Genomic DNA, 17,314 nt, shown 5'->3' on the forward strand with positions numbered 1-17,314 from the left:
ATCGACATAGAGATCGGTATGCGCGGTGCCGAGATGGACTGCGACCTTGCGCGCGTCCTCCGCTTCGTTATAGGCGCCTTCGGCGAAGCCGATGCTGAAGGTCCGCACCGGCTGGCTGGCCTGCGCCTGCATCAGCGCGACGATGGTCGAGGAATCGATGCCACCAGACAGGAAAGCGCCGAGCGGCACGTCCGACAGGCACTGCCGCTTGACCGCAACAGACAGCAATCGTTCGAGCTCGTCAGTTGCTTCACGCTCGTCGCTGAAACGGATGTGCTGCGCGGCGACGACCTGGTCGCGCAGGGACCAATAGGCCTGCGGGGTCGGGAGGCTGCCGGGCATGGCGTCGGCGCCGAAGATGACGAAGGATCCCGGTGGCAGCTTTCGGATTCCGCTCCAGATCGAGGCCGGCGCCGGCACGTAGGAATAGCGCATGAACGCGGTCAGCGCCGCGCGATCGATCGACGGGGCCCAATCGGGATGCGCCGCAAGCGCCTTCAACTCGGAGCCGAATACGAGATCGGTGCCGCTCCAGCCGTAATACAGCGGCTTCTCGCCGAAGCGATCGCGCGCCAAAATCAGCGTCCGTGCCTCGGCATCCCAAAGGCCGAGAGCGAACATGCCGATCATCCGCTGGAGCGTTGCCGCAACGCCCCATTGCTTGACGGCCGCAAGCAGTGTTTCGGTGTCGGAATGGCCGCGCCAGTTCGGCGCGGCGCCGGCCGCCTCCAGCTCAGCACGGATGTCGAGATGGTTGTAGATCTCGCCGTTGAACGTCACCGTGAAGCGGCCGCAGGCACTGCGCATGGGTTGCGCACCGGCCGCGGACAGATCGAGAATCGAGAGCCGCCGATGTCCGAAGGCGATCCCCGCCTCCGCCAGCGTCCACAATCCCGAGGCATCCGGACCACGATGGGCCAGCGCCTCCGTCATCCGGCCGGCAAAACCCGCAAGCAGGCTCTCATCAGCGCCGCCGGGGCGAAACAGGCCCGCTATCCCGCACATCGGAAGACCTATCGCCCCTTCACTGGACCTGACGGCCTCTGGCTGTCCTGACGACTACTCTCACACCTCACACGCGAAGGCCGCAATAGCGAAATGCCTAAACTTGCAGCCTGTCAGGAACGTATCGCGGTTCGTTTCTCAAACCTTGACGTCGCCATCCTTGCCGACGACGCGGGTCTCCGGGCACAGCACGATGAAATGCCCACCCTTTTGCAGATAGTCCTGGTTGGTCTCGATGATCTTCTTGGAATGCACCCAGGCCAGGATGATGGTGTAGTCAGGCATGCGCTTGAGCAACTCCGCCGTCGGCACCACGAGGATGCCGTCGCCGGACTCATGTCGGCCAACTTTCTGCGGGTGATCATCGACGATGTAGTCGATCTTGCCGGTCAGTCCGAGCTGGATCATCAGCGTTGGCCCGCTGCGGGCCGCGCCGTAGCCGGCGATGGTCTTGCCGTCCGCCTTCAATTTGGCCGCCAGTTCCGCCGTTCGCGCGCGGAGCTGCTTCACCTTGCTGCCGAAGGCGTGCAGCGTCTCGAGCTGGTCGAGCTTCCGCTCGTCTTCCAGCGCGACCAGCTGCTTGACCGAATCCTCGACAGGCCGGCTGCCGCCCTTGAGCTGCACCGTGCCGAGCAGCGAGCCGTGCTGGATCGGCGCGCGCTCGACCGCGATCAGTTCGAGCCCGTGACGGTCGAGAAACTTGATCAGCGGCTTGACCGAATGGTGGCTGAGATGTTCGTGGAACAGAGTCGCGATCAGCACGCCGTCGACGATGTCGAGCAGATATTGCGCCTCGAAAAAGAACAGGCCATCGGGGGCCAGCATGGTGCGCACGCAATCCACCATCTCGCCGAGATCGTCGGCATGGGCGAACACGTTGAAGGCGCAGACGATGTGCGCCGGCCCATGCTCCTCGCGAATGCGCTTGGCGAGGTCGCGGGTCATCAGCGAGGTGATGGTCGGAATCCCCGCATCATTGGCGCGCTGCGCCGCGTCCGTTGCGGGATCGATGCCGAGCACGCGATAGCCGGCCTGCTTGAACGGCTTGAGCAGCGAACCGTCATTGCTGCCGATATCGACGACGAGCGAACCCTGCGGCGCGCTGGAGGCCCTCATGGCCTTGGCCGCGACGTTCTGGAAGTGCTCCGGCATGCCTTTGGCATCGCCGGAATAGTAGGTGTAGGAATCCCACAGCGTCTTGGGATCGATGATATCCGTTTGCTGGACATGGCCGCAATCGCCGCACATGTAGACGTCAACGGGATAACGGGCCGCATTCGCCGCCACGTTGCGATCGTGGGAATAATTTTCCGAGAGCGGGATCGGCGAAAGCTCGACGACGCGTTCGACGTTCTTGGAGTCGCAAAGGCGGCACGTCTGGCGCTTTGTCACAGTCATAGCATTCAAGCCTTTCGTTGAGCCTGGTAGTCGGCGATCAAGTCTTCGATCAAGTCATCGAGGGGCTGAGGAGAAATCCCGCGCAGCTGCGTCGTTCTGCGCATACCCAATCCACTATAAGTCGGCTTGAAGGGAATATTGATCCCCTTCTCTACCGCGGTCGACGGCCGAATCAAGCTGGCATCGACCCCAAGCCGGTTGGCGAGCTTGTGGGCGAAATCGACATAGTTGACGTTTTCAGCGCCGGACAGATGCAGATTTCCCGGCACGCGCTGCTCCCCGATCCGCGCCAGAGCCTCTCCGACAAAGCGAACCGACATCGGTGCGAAGGTCAGGTCGGAAAACGGTTCGACCGGCTGCCCCTTCTCCCAAGCTGCAAACCACGCCGGCAGCGGCGACACGCCGGCATTCATGATCTTGGTCAGGCGCACGATGTTGAGGCGATCGGTCGCGTTCAGCCGTTCTGCGGCACGCCGCACCACTGCTTCGCTGTCTGATTTCTGCTGTGCATAGGCGATGCCAGGCTGATGCGGGTCGTCTTCCTGCGGCCACGGCCGCTCACCGCCGAACACGGAATTGGTCGAGATATAGGTCACGAACAGCCCCTGCTCGAGCAGCGAGGCGATGGTCCTCGGGATCAGCTCGACATTGATGACCCGCGCCATCGGGTCCTTTTCGCAGCGGTCATAGTTGGTCGCCGCCGCGATCAGAAAGGCATAGTCGATCCCCGCGGGCGCGCGGAAGGGCGTCTCGCTCTCGAAGTCCAGGAGCAAGCGCGACGGCGTGACAGTGTCGGCCCGCCGCGTGGTTTCGTAGGCGGTATGGCCCCGCTTCCGCAAGGCGCCGATGGCGCTGCCGCCCACCAGGCTGTCGCCGCCAATGACCAAAAATGCGGCGTTATCTGTCATGATTCATCCCCCGGGAAGCAGGTGCTTGTCCGCTGTGCACTCGTCGTAAACCGCAACCGTCACTTGCACCATTGCGCCGTCTGGTTAGCCAGAAATGCGTGCCACTGCAAATGATCCGAGAGACCCAGCGAGATCGCCGTTCCGTCGAATCGCCGCATTCGCAGCTCGACACTCGGACGGGCAGCAAACTCAGATCCGGTCGCTAACCCGTCCCAGACAGCCGATTCGCAGGAGCCCTCTCAGGAATGGCCCCATCGGCTGGCGCAGGGCGAATCTGGCCGGCATCGACAGTCAGCCTCCCGGAACCCCAGCGTTCTCGCGTCATCAGCATGCTGCTGCAATGCGAGGGAAATGCGCCGGTACGGAGCCACTTGCGCATCCGGACGTTGTTCGCGCTCGTCAGGACCGCTATCGCGGCCCAGGAGACGACCGCGAGCAGATTGACGGGAAGGCGCCTGAGACTTAGGGGCCACACATAGCGGGCCAGGTTCCGCTCCCACTGTCGCAGCAGGAACTTGACCCTGCCCCCTGCAAAGCGACCGTCGTACTGATAAGCCATCCAGTTGGGGGGCATCACCTGTTCGACGAATTGCGGAAGCGCGTGCGCGAGATCGCCTCCATCGAGATCGCCAGGTTGATGTTCGAGGAAGATCGCCAGAACGCCGCCCGGGGCAAGGCGCGATTCGGCAGCCTGCAACTTCTCCGAAATGCCTGCGATTCCGTCGCTCGATACGTGGACCAGAACGGCATCATAGCGGGCATCGGCAACGGCGGAACGTTCCTCGTCAACACCTGCGTCGGGCACCCTGGCATTCCCGTGCACGTCGATCGGCAGATGCTTGGGCAAGGAAGATGCAAGGGGACTCGAGGCGCTGGCAACCAGAAGCACGCGCGGTGATCGCTGCTTGATATCGGCGATCCAGTCGAGCAGGAGGCGAGAATCCAGCCATTGGTAATGCCAGATCGGGACGTCGGGGATGCTACGCGTCCGGCGACGCATCCAGCCGATGAGCTCGCTGTAGAGAGGAACGATACGCCTCCTCCAACCCCCGACCGTATCGCGACGGCGCAGTTCCGGAGGAAGCACGACCTCCCGGCCTGACTGGACGAACTTCAGGGATGCCCAATACTGAACGCCGGCGAGCCAATACGGGTGGTCGACGTGGTCGATCGGCTCGCGCGTCATCTTCGACTTCAGCTCAGTCATGAACTGCTCGGCGCGGGCGCGAGCACGATCCAGCTCCGGGCCGGGATCGGCGGCATGGAAGACGACATCCACCTCCGCAAAACGCCGATGTTCGGCGGTGGTCCAGTTGGAGAGCTCGGCTGCGATCGCGCCCACGCTGGCCTGGCCGCCCCGCACAAGGTTGCGTTCGGAGCTCGAGGATTGCAGCTCGGCTACGAAGAACTCATCGGAGTCACCAAGCAACGCGAATTTCCGCGACGGCACCAGCTCGGGCATGAAGCCATAGTCGCTGTAGGAGTTCAGCGGTGTCAGCGGCACCTCGGGCTTGACCGCCATCATGAAGATCAGATGATGGCGGCACAGCAAGGTGTCGTCGTCGACCTGCCAGTAGATCTGCGTATGGCTGGTGCAGGTGATGAGGCTCTGCGTGATGGTCTTGGCCGTGACAGTCAGGTGCAGATTGTTGAGCACGATGCGGACCAGATCGCGCGGCGCAAGCGTCAGCTCAAATCCATCCGGTGACAGCGCCTTCAGCAATGAGGGCAGAGCCGTCTCCGCGACGGCGCGCAAGGACGGCGTCTTCACGCAAGGATGCCCCTCCGCAACCTTGTTGACGAGCGTTCGCAGCGATCCGTCTGCCAGCACGAAGTCCGAGTTCATGAACACGAAGCAGGTATTGGTCTGCTCGCTGCCGCTATCCATGATGCCGCGCGCATAGGCTGCGGTCAGCGTCACGCCGTAGGCGCCGCCAGCGATGAGATCATCGATCAGAATGTACCGAACGGGGCAAAGCGCTTTCAGCCGGGCCATGATCGGCTGCTGCTCGAAATGCACCCGCCCCTCGGCAGACGTCAGAATGACGACTTCGAGTTCGTTTGCCTCCGCCACCCAGGGCAGGTTGTGAGACGACAAATAGGACGGTAGCGAGACGCGGGCGAACTCGTCGATGTAACGAGCTCCCCAGATCGCCGTCAGAAACTTGACCTTCATTCTCTAAAAACGCCTCGAAAAGCCTTCGTGAGACGGACCTGCCACGCCTTCCGCTTGGCAAGCGCAACGAACGGCCGCCCTGGCTCGGTCACGGCAGCCAGGGCCAACGCTCCATGTTCCAGGCAGGGTAAAGCAGAAACGCCGGTCAAACTCTAGCAAAACTCCGCTTCGCGACGTTGCAGTGGACCCAAAAGTCCTTTATGCGGGCGGGCAAAGCTCCGACCACCGCACGGCCCGGGTCCCCTCCCGGGATCGCGCCATCGTCGGCGGGCTGTGGACAAGTCACCGCATTTCTGGACGAATGCATGGACCAGCCGGACCACCGATTGCGCGAAGTTTCGCCCGAGGTGCTGTACTCGGATGGCGGTTTCCTCGCTGTCGACGACAGCATCGTGCAGCTCTTGAAGGACAAGGCCGCGAAATCAACCCGGCGACGCTGTCGCCTTTGCTTTCACGCATCGTCTGACGATCTCCAACAGGAGATGCTGATCGTCATGCACCGGTCCTCTTATGTGCGCCCCCACCGTCACCTGCGCCGTTCCGAAACGTTGGCGATCATCGAAGGAAACTGCGAGACCCTCCTGTTCGACCAGGATGGACAGCTGACGGAGCGCCTGCCGATGTCGGCCGCGGCCGAGGGCGGCCGCTTCTTCTACAAGATGCCGCCGGGCATCTTTCATACCTTGATCTTCCGCTCGGAATGGCTGGTGTTCCTGGAAACCACGATCGGTCCATTCGATCCGACCTCCAGCGAAGCGGCGAGTTGGGCCCCGCCGGAAACCGACCCGGCGGCCGGACATGCGTACCTCGCGGCCCTTGTGTCCAGCAATCCCGGCCGTTGACCGCGGCCCTGTTTACTCATCCTGCCAAGTCGGGCATCTAGCTGCGATCGGCAGATCGTCTGAAGAGGAATCGCGCAGATGGCGTGTTTGGTTTGTGGTGCTCAGGAGGTCAAGCAGGCGCTGGACCTGGGAAGCCACCCGGTGGCGTCGTTCTTCCTGCCGGAGAAGGACACCCCGGAACATGCCGTCGATCTGGTGCTCGGCCAATGCGCGACCTGCGGCACCATCCAGCTGATGAAGCCGGTGTCGCATGAGGCGCTGATTCCGCCGTACGACTGGCTATTTGCGCGCGAGCCGGAAGAGCATCTCGACCAGGTGGTCGAGCAGATCGTGGCACTCCCCGGGGTGACCACGGACAGCGTGATCGGCGCGCTGACATCCAAGGATGACACCACGATCGACCGGTTTCGTCGCAAAGGCTTCGAACGGACCTGGCGGGTCACGCTCGACGGCGATCTTGGCCTTACCAATCCCGCCTGCGGCATCGAGACGGTTCAGAAGCTGACCACACCCGAGCGCATGGCTGCGATCGCGGACAGGCGCGGTGCTGCTGATGTCTTGATCGTCCGCCACATTCTCGAACATGCCGAAAACCTGCATGATTTCGTCGGGGGCATCGCGGCGCTGGTGAAACCCGGCGGCATCGTGATGGTGGAGATCCCGGACTGTACCAACAGCCTGCGGCTGCATGACTACTGCATGCCGTGGGAGGAGCATTCGCTCTACTTCACTCCCGAAACCTTCGCACCGGTCCTCACCATGGGTGGCTTTGAGCCGATCCGCATGGACGTGTTTCCCCTGCCCTTCGAGAATTCCATCGTGCAGCTCGCGCGCAAGGTCGGCCTCCCCGGTCCCGTCAAGCGAGATCAACCGACCGATGCGAGCCAGTCGCAGCTGCTCGGAAGCTATGCCGCCGATTTCGAGCCGACGCGTCGCGAGCTGCGCGCGAAGCTTACCAAGTTCCGCGCCGAGCAAGGCCCGATCGCCTTGTTCGGCGCCGGCCATCTCGCCTGCGCCTTCGCCAACTTCCTGGGTGTTGCCGACCTGATCGACTTCGTTGCCGACGACACGCCGCAGAAGATCGGCAAATATCTGCCTGGCGCGCGCCTGCCGATCCTCCCCTCCGCGGCGCTGGCTGAGCGTGGCATCAAGCTGTGCCTGCTGGCTCTCTCGGTCAGCAGCGAGGACCGGGTGATCGAGCGCAACAGCGCCGTGGCCGCCTCGGGCGGCAAGTTCGCCTCGATCTTGCGGGCAAGCCCGCGCTCGATCTTCTCGCTGGCGCTCTGATCCGCTTGACGCCGCCCCTCAGCGTTGCGCGCTGCGGGTGCGGCGAAACCAGGCCGTCCTGGCGAGCGCCCAGAGCGACATCGGCCGCTCCTGCAGGACGAACCAGGCGAGAGCGATTAGGCGTCCGACAGCGCCATCCAGCGCCGCTGCGAAATTGAGCGCGATCGGACCGAGCGGCCCGCGCGCCAGTTGCAGAAGCGTGGCCTTCCGCATCGGCTGCGAGGAAATGGCGATGCGCGCCAATCCGAAGCGCCAGCGCCGCTCGAACAGCTGCGGATACCAGGTTGGGAACGCCGGGTCGGCCTGCATCCGCGCGATCGCCAGGTTCATCACCTCGTAGCTGCGCGACAGATCAGCAGCCTCCGAGCGCGAATAGCCCGACGGACTGATTTTCCAGGTCATGCCGACCGTCGGGACGAAACAGAAACCGTGCCGCAGGGCCAATTGCTTGAACAGAAGGCCATCGGCGAACGACCTCAGCAGGGGATCGAACCCGCCGGCATCGATGATCGCGGCACGGCGGACGACGGCCGTCCCGGCAAGCAGCCAATTGTCGGCGTAGCGCAGCAGGCCTGCGACCTCGCCCGGCCCAAGATAGGCCTCCTCATAAGCCGGCACGATCGGCGGCCTGGGCTGCGCGCTGTCGGGGCGTGTCACGTCAACGGCGAGCCCTTCGGTACAGGCCAGCACCGCCTCGGGATGGCGCTCCAGAGCCGACAGGGTGGCCTTGAACAGCCCCGGATGGGTAAGATCGTCGGCAGCCCCAAAATTGATGAAGAGGCCGCGCGCGGCCTGCAAGCCACGATTCAGCGCCGCGACCGTGCCCTGGTTCTTCTCCTGCGCCAGCACCCGCAGCGTCGGAAACTCCGACGCCAGCGCGGCCAGCCGCGCAAGGCTGTCGTCGGTCGAGCCGTCGTCGACGACGATGATCTCGTCCGGCGCCGGCTCCTGTTGCGCAAAGGCGCGGATCGCATCTCCGACCAGCGAACCATGATTATAGTTCGGAATCACGACCGAGAGCCGGACCGAGGCCCTCGACGGGTTCTCCACAGCGCTGGTCGGCATCTCCGCCTGCGGCGAGTTGGTGGCGCTCATTCGAAGAAAATGAATTCGTGATCGCCGGTATAGCCCGAGCGCTTGAACTCGAACTCCCACTCCTCCGGGGTGTGGAAGATGCGGCAGGTGAGCTGCCAGTACATCAAATTCACCTTCTCGCGCTCGTTGCGATAGGCCTCGACGCAGAGATATTTGCCCCCGCGGCTGACACGTTCCATCTCGCGCAGGGCGGAGTCGAGATCGTAGTTGTAGAGGTTGTGCAGGGTATTGATGGAGATGACGAGGTCGAAATGGTTGTCGGGAAAGGGCAGCTTCGCTGCTGAGCCGACTTGGCAGAACGGCTTGACGTCTTCCATCGTGTGCTCGATCCCATATGAGGAGATGTCGATGCCGGCAACCTCGAGATCCGGAATGGCCTCGCGGAAATCGTGCAGGATGAACCCTTTGCCGGAGCCGACGTCGAGCACGCGCATACCCGGCTTGATGCCGTAGGCCGCGATCATCGCGTCGGCGACCTTGCGCCAGCGGCCGTCATATTTGTAGCCGCCATAGCCGGTCTCGCGGCTGCCGTCCCAGTAATCGTAGTCGAACTTGATCGCCATCTCCGCGACATCGGCCTTGTCGCGCTGGGTGACGCGGGCGAGATAATCGCGCTTGGTCGATTTGTGGACGAGACTGACGAACTCGCGATAGGCCATGAGAACGCTCCGGATGTGAGGATGTCGTTTAAGGTGTGTCGTCGGCGCGGACCAGAGCGAGCTTCGCTTCGGCCTTCGCCAGTTGCGCGGCGCAGCGCTCGGCCCAGGCACCGGTGTCGGCAAAGGCGCGCCTTGCCGCGCCGAGCGGCAGGAAATCGTTGAGGATGATGCAGGTCCACTTGATCTGGTAGGCATCGAGCAGCAGGCGGCAGCGCGCCACGCCGGCCGCATCGAGGCCCAAACCCTGCGCCAGCCGATCGATGAAGTGGCCGTGCAACGACAGCGGCACCGGAACCTCCGGCTGGCAGAAGAAATCCGAGACCAGCTTGGCCGGATCGTCGCGGCCGGCATATTCGAAATCGAGGAAGGTGAGCTTGCCGGCGTCGTCGATCAGCGCGTTGTGGAAGCCGAAATCGGACGGCGACAGGCAGCTCTGCTCGACGCTGAGCGCCTGATCGATGGGAAGCTTGGCTGCGGCAGCTCCTGCTATGATCTTCGCCTTCACCGAGGCCCAGCCCGGCTGCAGCTTGGTCGCCACGAGCGCGCGTGCCTTGGCCACGTGCGGCACGTCGGCATCGAGCTTGCCGAGCCGCGCGACACGGCGTTCGACGGTCGCAATATGCTCGACGAGCGAGAAGCAGGCTTCCGATCCCGGCGCGAGGGCAGGACGAGGGCGCTCATTGACCGCGAGCACGAAATCGATCGCCGCCTCGATATGGTCAGGTTTCAGTTCAGCAGGCGTAAGCTTGCGTCCCTCGACAAAGCCATAGAGCCCAGCCTGCTCGGCTCGGTCGCACGCCAGCGGTTCGGGAACGACGCGGATTCCCCGGGACCAGGCATGACTGACAAAGCTCCACTCTGCGCCGAGCCGGTCGCGGCTGTCGCGCGCGTCGGTGAAGTAGCGCTTCAGCACCAGCGGGCCGCCATCGGTATCGAGCCGGTAGACCTGGTTGTTGCGGCCGCCGGCGAGCCGCGTCAGAGTGCGCGGCGCGGCTTTGTTGGCCTCTGCCGTCAGCCGGCGCGCGAGCGCGATCAGCGTGGCATCGGTTTCGGGAACTGCCTCAGACGCGTTCACGGGCGAAATCCGCAGCGATTTCCGCCCAGGATCCGCGGCGCTCGTACGGCGTAGTCTTGCTTGCGAACTGGCCTTCCGGATCGAACAAAATCTTGCGCATGGCGTCCGGGAAGCCGTCCATGCCTAAGATTTCGGGCAGGTCGTCGATGAAGACCTCACAGGACAGCGCACGGGCGCGGGCAACCTTTTCGTCCTTGGTGAGCTCGAAGAACACCTGATCCGGCGGGATCTGCTCACCGCCCTGCCCCATCAGCCCGCGATCGGTCAAGAAGCCGCGCGCGGCGGCGTGCATATCGTGCTTGGGGCCGAGGATCGGATGCCTGGTCTTGTGGCTGACGATGAAGAGGTCGTGGCCAGCCCGACGCGCCGCGGAGATGAAGTCGCCAAAGCCGGGATATGGTGACACCAGATCCATGCGGGCGCCGTAGACGTAGCCCTGCAGTTCGGTGAAATCGTCCTTGCGCCCGGACCCGTTGAGGTGGTCACGAACGCTGTTCTTGTCGCGGCCGAGGTCGGCCGGGATCAGGCCGCGCTCGAGCGCGGCCGCATGAAACACGCCGTCATAACAGGCGATCGTGTTGTCGAAGTCGATCCCGATCCGCATCGTGCCACCAGAAGCTCAGCGCAGCGACATGTCGATCAAGGGACGGCCGACCTTGCCGGCAGCCAAATCCTGCAGCGCCTGATCGGCCTGGGCAAGGCTGTAGGGCTTGGACAGCAGGTCCCGCACCGGGAAGCGGCCGGAGCTCAGAAGCCGCCCATAGCGGCCGTAATCGCGATCCGGCACGCTATCGCCGCCCCAGGTGCCGAGCAGGCTCTTGCCCTGGTTGAAGACGCCCGGATTGAGCGGCAGTACCGCGCCATGTTTGGCATTGCCGATCACCACCGCGCGGCCGCCCTGCTGGCGGGTGGCGTTGATGGCCTGCTCCATGACGGCAGGGATGCCGGAGGATTCCACCGCGAGATCAACACCCTGCGGCACGATCTTCTTGATCTCCGCCAGCACGTCGCCGGCCGCGTCGATCACATGGGTCGCGCCATAGAGCTGGGCCAGCGCGCGACGGGTCGGGTTCGGGTCGATTCCGATCACCGGCATGGCGCCGGCCAGCGCCGCTGCCATCAGCGCGTTCAGCCCGATGCCGCCGGTGCCGAACACGGCGACCGCATCGCCCGGCTGTACCTTGAGCACGTTGTAGACCGCGCCCATGCCGGTCGGCGCCGCACAGCCGAGCAGCACCGCGACATCCATCGGCAGGTCCGGCGGCAGCAGGGTCAGGCGGTTCTCGCTGACGACCGAGTGGCGCTGGAAGGTGGTGACACCGCCGGCATTGACCTTCTTGCCATCCCAATCATAGACGGCGCCGCCGGCCTCGATGCCGCTGCCCTTGATCCAGGACAGCACGACCTTGTCGCCCGGCTTGACCTTGGTCACGGCGCTGCCGACCTCCAGCACCGTGCCGGTCCCCTCGTGGCCGAGGCAATGCGGCACCCATTTGTCCTCGCCCTTGTCGCCGCGCCATTCCATCACCTGGGTGCCGCAGGCGCCGGAATAGGCGATCTCGACCAGCACCTGGCCCGGCTTCAGCGCGGGCGTCTCGATCTCGGCCAGCACGAGAGGTTGGCCGGTCTGGACCAGGAGGGCAGCTTGGGTCTTCATGTAATGTCTCAGTTCAACGCGTGGATGATCTTGTCCGCGATCTGATGACCGGTCAGTCCCAGCACCTCGCGGGCATATTCCTGTTCGCCTGATTTCTTGAAGAAGGCATCGGGCGTACCGAAGCGCAGGAACTTCTTGTGCTGCGTTTCGGTGTCGGCGAGCCATTCGGAGACGGCGGCACCAAAGCCGCCGATCAGCGAATGCTCCTCGATCGTGGCAACCAGCTTGAAGCGAGCGAACGCCTGCTTCAGCTTGTCCTCGTCGAGCGGCTTTACGGTGTGGAAGCTGACGACCTCGGCGGAGATGCCCTTTTCCTTGAGCTTGTGCGCGGCCTCGATCGCCTCAGGCAGCATGTTGCCGGTCGAGAGCAGGCAGACGTCGGAGCCCTCTTCGATCGTGATCGCCTTGCCGATCTTGAAGTCGGCGATCGGCCCCTTGTGCACGACCGGCTCGCCCTTTTTGCCCATGCGGATGTAGACCGGGCGGTCCTGCTGCATGGCCGCGCGGAGCGCGCCGCGGACCTCGAAGGCATCACCCGGGCAGATCACCACCATGTTCGGGATCGAGCGCAGGAACGAGATGTCCTCGCAGGCGTGGTGGGTCGGGCCGAGGCCGGAATAGGCAAGGCCGGCGCCGACCGCAACGATGGTCACCGGCGCCTCGTGATAGCAGACGTCGGTACGGATCTGCTCCAGGCACCGCGTGGTGACGAACGGCGTGATGGTGTAGGCGACCGGGCGCAGGCCGTTCATGGCCATGCCGGCCGCGACGCCCATCATGTTGGCTTCTGCGACGCCGCAGTTGAAGAACCGGCTGGGATGCTTGTCCTTGAACTTGTCGAACAGGCGATTGCCGATGTCACCCGAGAGCATGACGACGCGGCTGTCCTCATTGCCGAGCTTGGTCAGCTCGTCGGCAAATGCGTTTCTCATGCCAGCCCAAGCTCCTTGTTCGCCTTGACGACTTCCTCGGCAGTCGGTGCGCGATAATGCCAGTTGTTGTCGTCTTCCATGAATGAGACGCCCTTGCCCTTCACGGTGTGCGCGATCAACGCCACCGGCTTGCCGGAGCCATTCGGGATGTTCTGCATGGCTTCCGCCAGCGCGCCGACGTCGTGACCGTCGATCTCATGCGCATCCCAGCCGAACGCGGCCCATTTGTCGCGCAACGGCGCCAGCATCAGCGTCTCGTTGGAGCGCGCAGTCGCCTGCCACTTGTTGTAGTCGACGACAACGCAGACGTTTTCGAGTTTCTGGGCGGCGGCGAACATCGCGGCCTCCCACACCGAGCCCTCATTGTTTTCACCGTCGGAGAGCAGCGCGAACACGCGGAAACTCTCGCCCTTGATGCGGCCCGCCAGCGCCATGCCGCAGCCGAGCGGCAGGCCGTGGCCGAGCGAGCCGGTAGCGGCCTCGACCCCCGGCAACAGGTTCGCCGGCGGATGTTCGGCGAGCCGGCCGCCATCCTGGCAATAAGTGTCGAGCTCTTCGATGGGGAAATAGCCCTTCATCGCCAGGGTCGCGAACAGCGCCGCCGCCGCATGCCCCTTCGACAGGATGAAGCGGTCGCGCAAGGGATCGGCGGGCTTGCCAGGATCGATGTTGAGCACGTGCCAATAGGCCGCGGTCAGCACGTCCGCGCAGGACAGCGACGAGGCGAGATGGGCGGCCTGCGCCTTGTGCGACATCTCGATGATCTTGCCGCGCAGCCTCGCAGCCTGGGCCTTGAGGGCCGCGGCGTCGGGGGCGTTTGCTGTGCTCCGGACTGCAACGTTCATCGTGCTCTCCAGTGGCGCCGCCCGAAGCGGGCAGGGCAAGGGGTCGTCGTCAGGGTTTGTGGTCGTACTTGGTCGGCAGTTTCGCCATGTCGCGTTCGAAACGCCGCGCCCAGGCGATAACGTCGTCGATGCCCTGCTCGAGCGAGAAGGTGTCGCGCCAGCCGAGCTCGGTGCGCAGCTTGAAGCTGTCGAGCGTGTAGGCGGTATCCTTGCCGGGCCGTTCGGGGCCGATCTCGACACAATCCTCGAACTTCTTGCCCAGACGGGCGAGGATCATCTCCACCAGCGTGCGGATCGAAACCAGCTCGTAGCCGGAGATATGATAGGTCTCGCCGAGCGTGCCCTTGCGGCCGATCTTCAAGGTCGCATCCGACACGTCGGTCATGTGGATGAACACGCGGACCGACTTGCCGCCGCCATCGAGGCGCAGCTTCTGGCCGGTCATGGCAGCCACGATGGTGCGCGGCACGATGCGATAGAGCTGCTGCCCGGGACCATACACATTGGCCGCCCGGGTGAAAACGACGGGGAACTGGTAGTTGGCGAAATAGGTACGCAGGCTCATATCGCCGGCCGCGCGAGAGACCGCGTAGGGCGTCGACGGATTGAACGGCGCATCCTCGCGGACCCAGCCTTCGGTCGAACCGTAGACCTCCGGCGTGGTGACGTGGACGTAGCGCTCCAGGCCGTCATAGTTGCGCAGCAGGTCGTGCAGCCGCACCGCGGAGACGACGTTGGTCATCATCCAATGGTCGGGATACAGCCAGCTCTCGCCGACCATGCTCTGGGCGGCGAAATTCACCACGTGGGTGGGTCGCTCGGCTGCCAGCAGCGCCTTGAGCGCTTCGAGATCGTGGTTGAGATCGACGCGATGGAAGCGCACGCTCCCTGCCCGCTTCTGCCATTTGTAAGGCAGAAAGGCATCGTGCGGCTCGTCGGAGCGGCTGGTCGCGATCACGTCATGACCGGCTGCCGCGAGAAAGTCGACAAAGGTCGCGCCCGAGAACGAGTTCGAGCCCAGGATCAGGTACTTTTCGTGTCCCGCCATCGTTTGGTCCGTCAGGCCTCACGCGCAGGGGTGATGTCAGCCCGCTGGGCGTACAGCCACTGCATGATCATGTGGCCAATCACCATCTGGGCGTCCTCGGCGATCTGCATGTCGTTGACAGCGAAGTGGATCGGCACGTCGGCGAGCGCCTTCGCCTTGCCGCCGGAGAAGCCGAGCACGGCGTAGCTGGTCATGCCGATTGTCTTCGCCTCCTCCAGCGCCTTCAGAATGTTCGGCGAATTGCCGGAACCGGAGAAGGTGATGAGAACGTCGCCCTTGCGAGCGAGCACTGCGAGCTGCAGCGAAAACACCTGGTCATAGCCTTCGTCATTGGCGAGGCAGGTGATGACCGAGGGATTCGAGGACAGCGAATGCACGCGCAGGCCGGACCCCGGGGTCTTCGACAACGCGTACAGGAAATCGTTGGCGAGGTGGTTGGCGTTGCCGCCGCTGCCACCATTGCCGCAGAAGAAGACCTGACGGCCGGTCTGCCAGCAGTCGCGCAGATCGTACGCAAGCTTCTCGACCGGGCTCCAATCGAAATCCTTCAGAACGGTGCTGAAGCGGCTGGTGTAGTCAGCGAACAGGCTCCCGGGGGTCTTGAAGGCCAGAACATTCATTTCACGACCTCCTTCTCCATCCATTTGAGATTGTACCAGCGGTCCTCGTTCTTGAGCTGGCCCTGCGAGTACATCCCGATGATTTCCTTGATCGCGTCTTCCACCGTCTTCTTCGGGCGGAAGCCGGTCGCGAGCAGGCGGTCGGAATTCACCCGGTAGCTGCGCGGATCGTTCGAAGGCGTCACCACGATCTCCGCCTTCACATGCTTGGCGACCATGTGGGCGATGTCGAGGATCGAGATATTCTCGAACCCGGCATTGTAGATGCCGGTATGCTCGGGGTGATCGAGCAGGAACAGATAGAGGTCGGTGATGTCGTCGATGTGGATGTTGGGTCGGGTCTGGTCGCCGCCGAACACGGTGATGCGGCCGTTCATCAGCGCCTGCATGGTCAGCATGTTGACGGAGACGTCGAGGCGCTGCCGCGGGGAGTAGCCGCAAACGGTGGCGGGCCTCACGATCTGCACCACCATGTCGTCCTTATAGGACAGCACGATGCGTTCACCGCACATCTTGGTCTTGTTGTATTCGGAAATTGGCAGCAGCTCGAGGTCCTCGGTGACCTGCTCTTCTTCCTTCACGCCGTACACGCTGCCCGATGACGCGTAGATGAAGCGCTTGATGCCGTGGCGGTAGGCGCGGTCGGCGAGCTGCATCGTGGCGAGGCAGGAGATTTCCCAGGTCAGCTTGGGGTCGAGATCGCCGCAGGGATCGTTCGCGACGCTCGACAGATGAATGATCGCGTCGACGCCGGTGAGATCGATTTCGTCGGGATTGCGGACATCGCCTTTGACAACCGTCAGGTCGGGATGCGGATCGAGGAAATTGCCGAACCACATGATGTCGAAGGCGACAACCCGGTGGCCCGCTTTCAGGAGCTTGGGAACCAGCACGCTTCCCTTGTAGCCGCACGCACCGGTCACGAATATCTTCATCTGCCGATTCCCCGTCGCTCGCCTGTTGCCCACCCGATCTCGCCTCGGGCGCATCTGTCGACTATGGCAGGAAAACGCGATCAGCCCCAGCGACGACAGCCGCCCTCAACCGCCCCCACCATGGCGCGGCTTGTGCTTAAACTCCAAATGCGCCCGGCGCAAGCTTTCCGGGTTGCCGATATCCCGGTGATAACCTGCAGTTTCCACGCATAAAATTCGTCCCAAATAGTTCGGGATGATTTCGGTGGAGAGATCGACGACGGCTTTTCCGAGCGCTGCGATATCGTCGATCACCTCGGGTTCGAAAATATAGACCGCGCCATTGGCGAGGTTCCCAGGCGGGTTCGGGACTTTTTCGTGAAAGGCGATCACCCTGTTCTGGCGGTCCAATTCCAGAATGCCGCAGGAGTTCGGGTCGTCGGTCCGAAACGCGAGCATCGACATGATGCAGCCAGCCGGACGCTTATTGTGGGCTGCGATCAGGCCTGCCACGTCGAAATCGGTCAGGTTGTCGGCGTGGGCGACCAGAAATGACCGGCGCCCGAACCATTCCCGGTTGGCAAGCACGGTCCCGCCGGTCCCGAGCAGCTCATCCTCGTGAACAAGATCGATGCGGGAGCGCCAGGGCGACTGCGCGACGTGGGCGCGGACCTGATCCGCAAGCCAATGGGTATTGAGCAGCGCGCGTTCGATGCCGCCCTCGAAGACCAGATCGAGCCAATAGTCGAGCAGCGGGCGGTCGTGCACGGTAACCAGGCATTTTGGCGTGGTGTTGGTCAACGGCCGCAGCCGGCTGCCGATTCCGGCCGCAAGAAGGAGCGCGCGCATCAGT

17 protein-coding genes are annotated in these 17,314 nt (G+C 63.6%); 2 read left to right on the forward strand and 15 right to left on the reverse strand.

Annotated features, from left to right (window positions below):
• The 4 genes from asnB to BRAS3843_RS20700 all read right to left on the reverse strand — a co-directional run.
• On the reverse strand, positions 1 to 1,005 hold a 1,005-nt coding region (asnB, locus tag BRAS3843_RS20685; protein ID WP_035982340.1), incomplete at its 3' end, for an asparagine synthase (glutamine-hydrolyzing).
• A 138-nt stretch (positions 1,006 to 1,143) separates the two neighbouring features.
• Entirely contained in the window at positions 1,144 to 2,403 is a 1,260-nt protein-coding gene (locus BRAS3843_RS20690) for a class I SAM-dependent methyltransferase (protein ID WP_008970975.1), read from the reverse strand.
• A gap of 5 nt (positions 2,404 to 2,408) precedes the next feature.
• Entirely contained in the window at positions 2,409 to 3,311 is a 903-nt protein-coding gene (locus BRAS3843_RS38970; protein WP_008970976.1) for a sugar nucleotide-binding protein, read from the reverse strand.
• Positions 3,312 to 3,513: 202 nt separating this feature from the next.
• Positions 3,514 to 5,487 carry a hypothetical protein gene (locus BRAS3843_RS20700; RefSeq protein ID WP_008970978.1) on the reverse strand — a complete coding sequence of 658 codons (1,974 nt, stop codon included), beginning with the start codon at positions 5,485 to 5,487 and terminating at the stop codon, positions 3,514 to 3,516.
• Positions 5,488 to 5,792: 305 nt separating this feature from the next.
• Between BRAS3843_RS20700 and BRAS3843_RS20705 the strand changes: the two genes are divergently transcribed.
• Both BRAS3843_RS20705 and BRAS3843_RS20710 read left to right on the forward strand, forming a co-directional pair.
• Positions 5,793 to 6,329, forward strand: coding sequence for a WbuC family cupin fold metalloprotein (locus tag BRAS3843_RS20705; RefSeq protein ID WP_008970979.1), 537 nt, complete (start codon positions 5,793 to 5,795; stop codon positions 6,327 to 6,329).
• Positions 6,330 to 6,407: 78 nt separating this feature from the next.
• A complete protein-coding gene (locus tag BRAS3843_RS20710; RefSeq protein ID WP_008970980.1) occupies positions 6,408 to 7,616 on the forward strand; it encodes a methyltransferase domain-containing protein in 1,209 nt (402 codons plus the stop codon).
• A gap of 18 nt (positions 7,617 to 7,634) precedes the next feature.
• Here the strand turns inward: BRAS3843_RS20710 and BRAS3843_RS20715 are convergent, their stop codons facing one another.
• The 11 genes from BRAS3843_RS20715 to BRAS3843_RS20765 all read right to left on the reverse strand — a co-directional run bounded on the left by BRAS3843_RS20715 (position 7,635) and on the right by BRAS3843_RS20765 (position 17,310).
• Positions 7,635 to 8,711 (reverse strand): glycosyltransferase family A protein, encoded by a 1,077-nt coding sequence (locus BRAS3843_RS20715; protein ID WP_008970981.1) that lies wholly within the window; start codon positions 8,709 to 8,711, stop codon positions 7,635 to 7,637.
• On the reverse strand, positions 8,708 to 9,370 hold the full coding sequence (locus BRAS3843_RS20720; protein ID WP_008970982.1) for a methyltransferase domain-containing protein: 663 nt from the start codon (positions 9,368 to 9,370) through the stop codon (positions 8,708 to 8,710). Before BRAS3843_RS20720 ends, BRAS3843_RS20715 begins: the two co-directional genes overlap by 4 nt.
• Before the next feature lie 28 nt (positions 9,371 to 9,398).
• A complete protein-coding gene (locus BRAS3843_RS20725) occupies positions 9,399 to 10,445 on the reverse strand; it encodes an aminoglycoside phosphotransferase family protein (protein ID WP_008970983.1) in 1,047 nt (348 codons plus the stop codon).
• The gene (locus BRAS3843_RS20730; RefSeq protein ID WP_008970984.1) at positions 10,432 to 11,049 is read right to left on the reverse strand and encodes a hypothetical protein; all 618 of its coding nucleotides are present in this window, start codon (positions 11,047 to 11,049) and stop codon (positions 10,432 to 10,434) included. Before BRAS3843_RS20730 ends, BRAS3843_RS20725 begins: the two co-directional genes overlap by 14 nt.
• Before the next feature lie 15 nt (positions 11,050 to 11,064).
• The gene (locus BRAS3843_RS20735) at positions 11,065 to 12,102 is read right to left on the reverse strand and encodes a zinc-binding dehydrogenase (RefSeq protein ID WP_008970985.1); all 1,038 of its coding nucleotides are present in this window, start codon (positions 12,100 to 12,102) and stop codon (positions 11,065 to 11,067) included.
• An 8-nt stretch (positions 12,103 to 12,110) separates the two neighbouring features.
• Positions 12,111 to 13,034, reverse strand: coding sequence for a transketolase C-terminal domain-containing protein (locus BRAS3843_RS20740; RefSeq protein WP_008970986.1), 924 nt, complete (start codon positions 13,032 to 13,034; stop codon positions 12,111 to 12,113).
• Positions 13,031 to 13,879, reverse strand: a complete 849-nt coding sequence (locus tag BRAS3843_RS20745; protein WP_008970987.1) for a transketolase — start codon at positions 13,877 to 13,879, stop codon at positions 13,031 to 13,033. Before BRAS3843_RS20745 ends, BRAS3843_RS20740 begins: the two co-directional genes overlap by 4 nt.
• 49 nt (positions 13,880 to 13,928) lie before the next feature.
• On the reverse strand, positions 13,929 to 14,927 hold the full coding sequence (locus tag BRAS3843_RS20750; protein ID WP_008970988.1) for a GDP-mannose 4,6-dehydratase: 999 nt from the start codon (positions 14,925 to 14,927) through the stop codon (positions 13,929 to 13,931).
• Between the two features lie 11 nt (positions 14,928 to 14,938).
• Positions 14,939 to 15,547 carry an SIS domain-containing protein gene (locus BRAS3843_RS20755; RefSeq protein ID WP_035982336.1) on the reverse strand — a complete coding sequence of 203 codons (609 nt, stop codon included), beginning with the start codon at positions 15,545 to 15,547 and terminating at the stop codon, positions 14,939 to 14,941.
• On the reverse strand, positions 15,544 to 16,482 hold the full coding sequence (locus BRAS3843_RS20760) for an SDR family oxidoreductase (protein WP_008970990.1): 939 nt from the start codon (positions 16,480 to 16,482) through the stop codon (positions 15,544 to 15,546). The genes BRAS3843_RS20755 and BRAS3843_RS20760 overlap by 4 nt, the downstream gene beginning before the upstream one ends.
• Before the next feature lie 105 nt (positions 16,483 to 16,587).
• A complete protein-coding gene (locus tag BRAS3843_RS20765; protein WP_008970991.1) occupies positions 16,588 to 17,310 on the reverse strand; it encodes a nucleotidyltransferase family protein in 723 nt (240 codons plus the stop codon).
• Positions 17,311 to 17,314 lie beyond the last annotated feature (4 nt).

Origin of the sequence: Bradyrhizobium sp. STM 3843, from assembly GCF_000239815.1 — a bacterium.
Classification (GTDB): domain Bacteria; phylum Pseudomonadota; class Alphaproteobacteria; order Rhizobiales; family Xanthobacteraceae; genus Bradyrhizobium.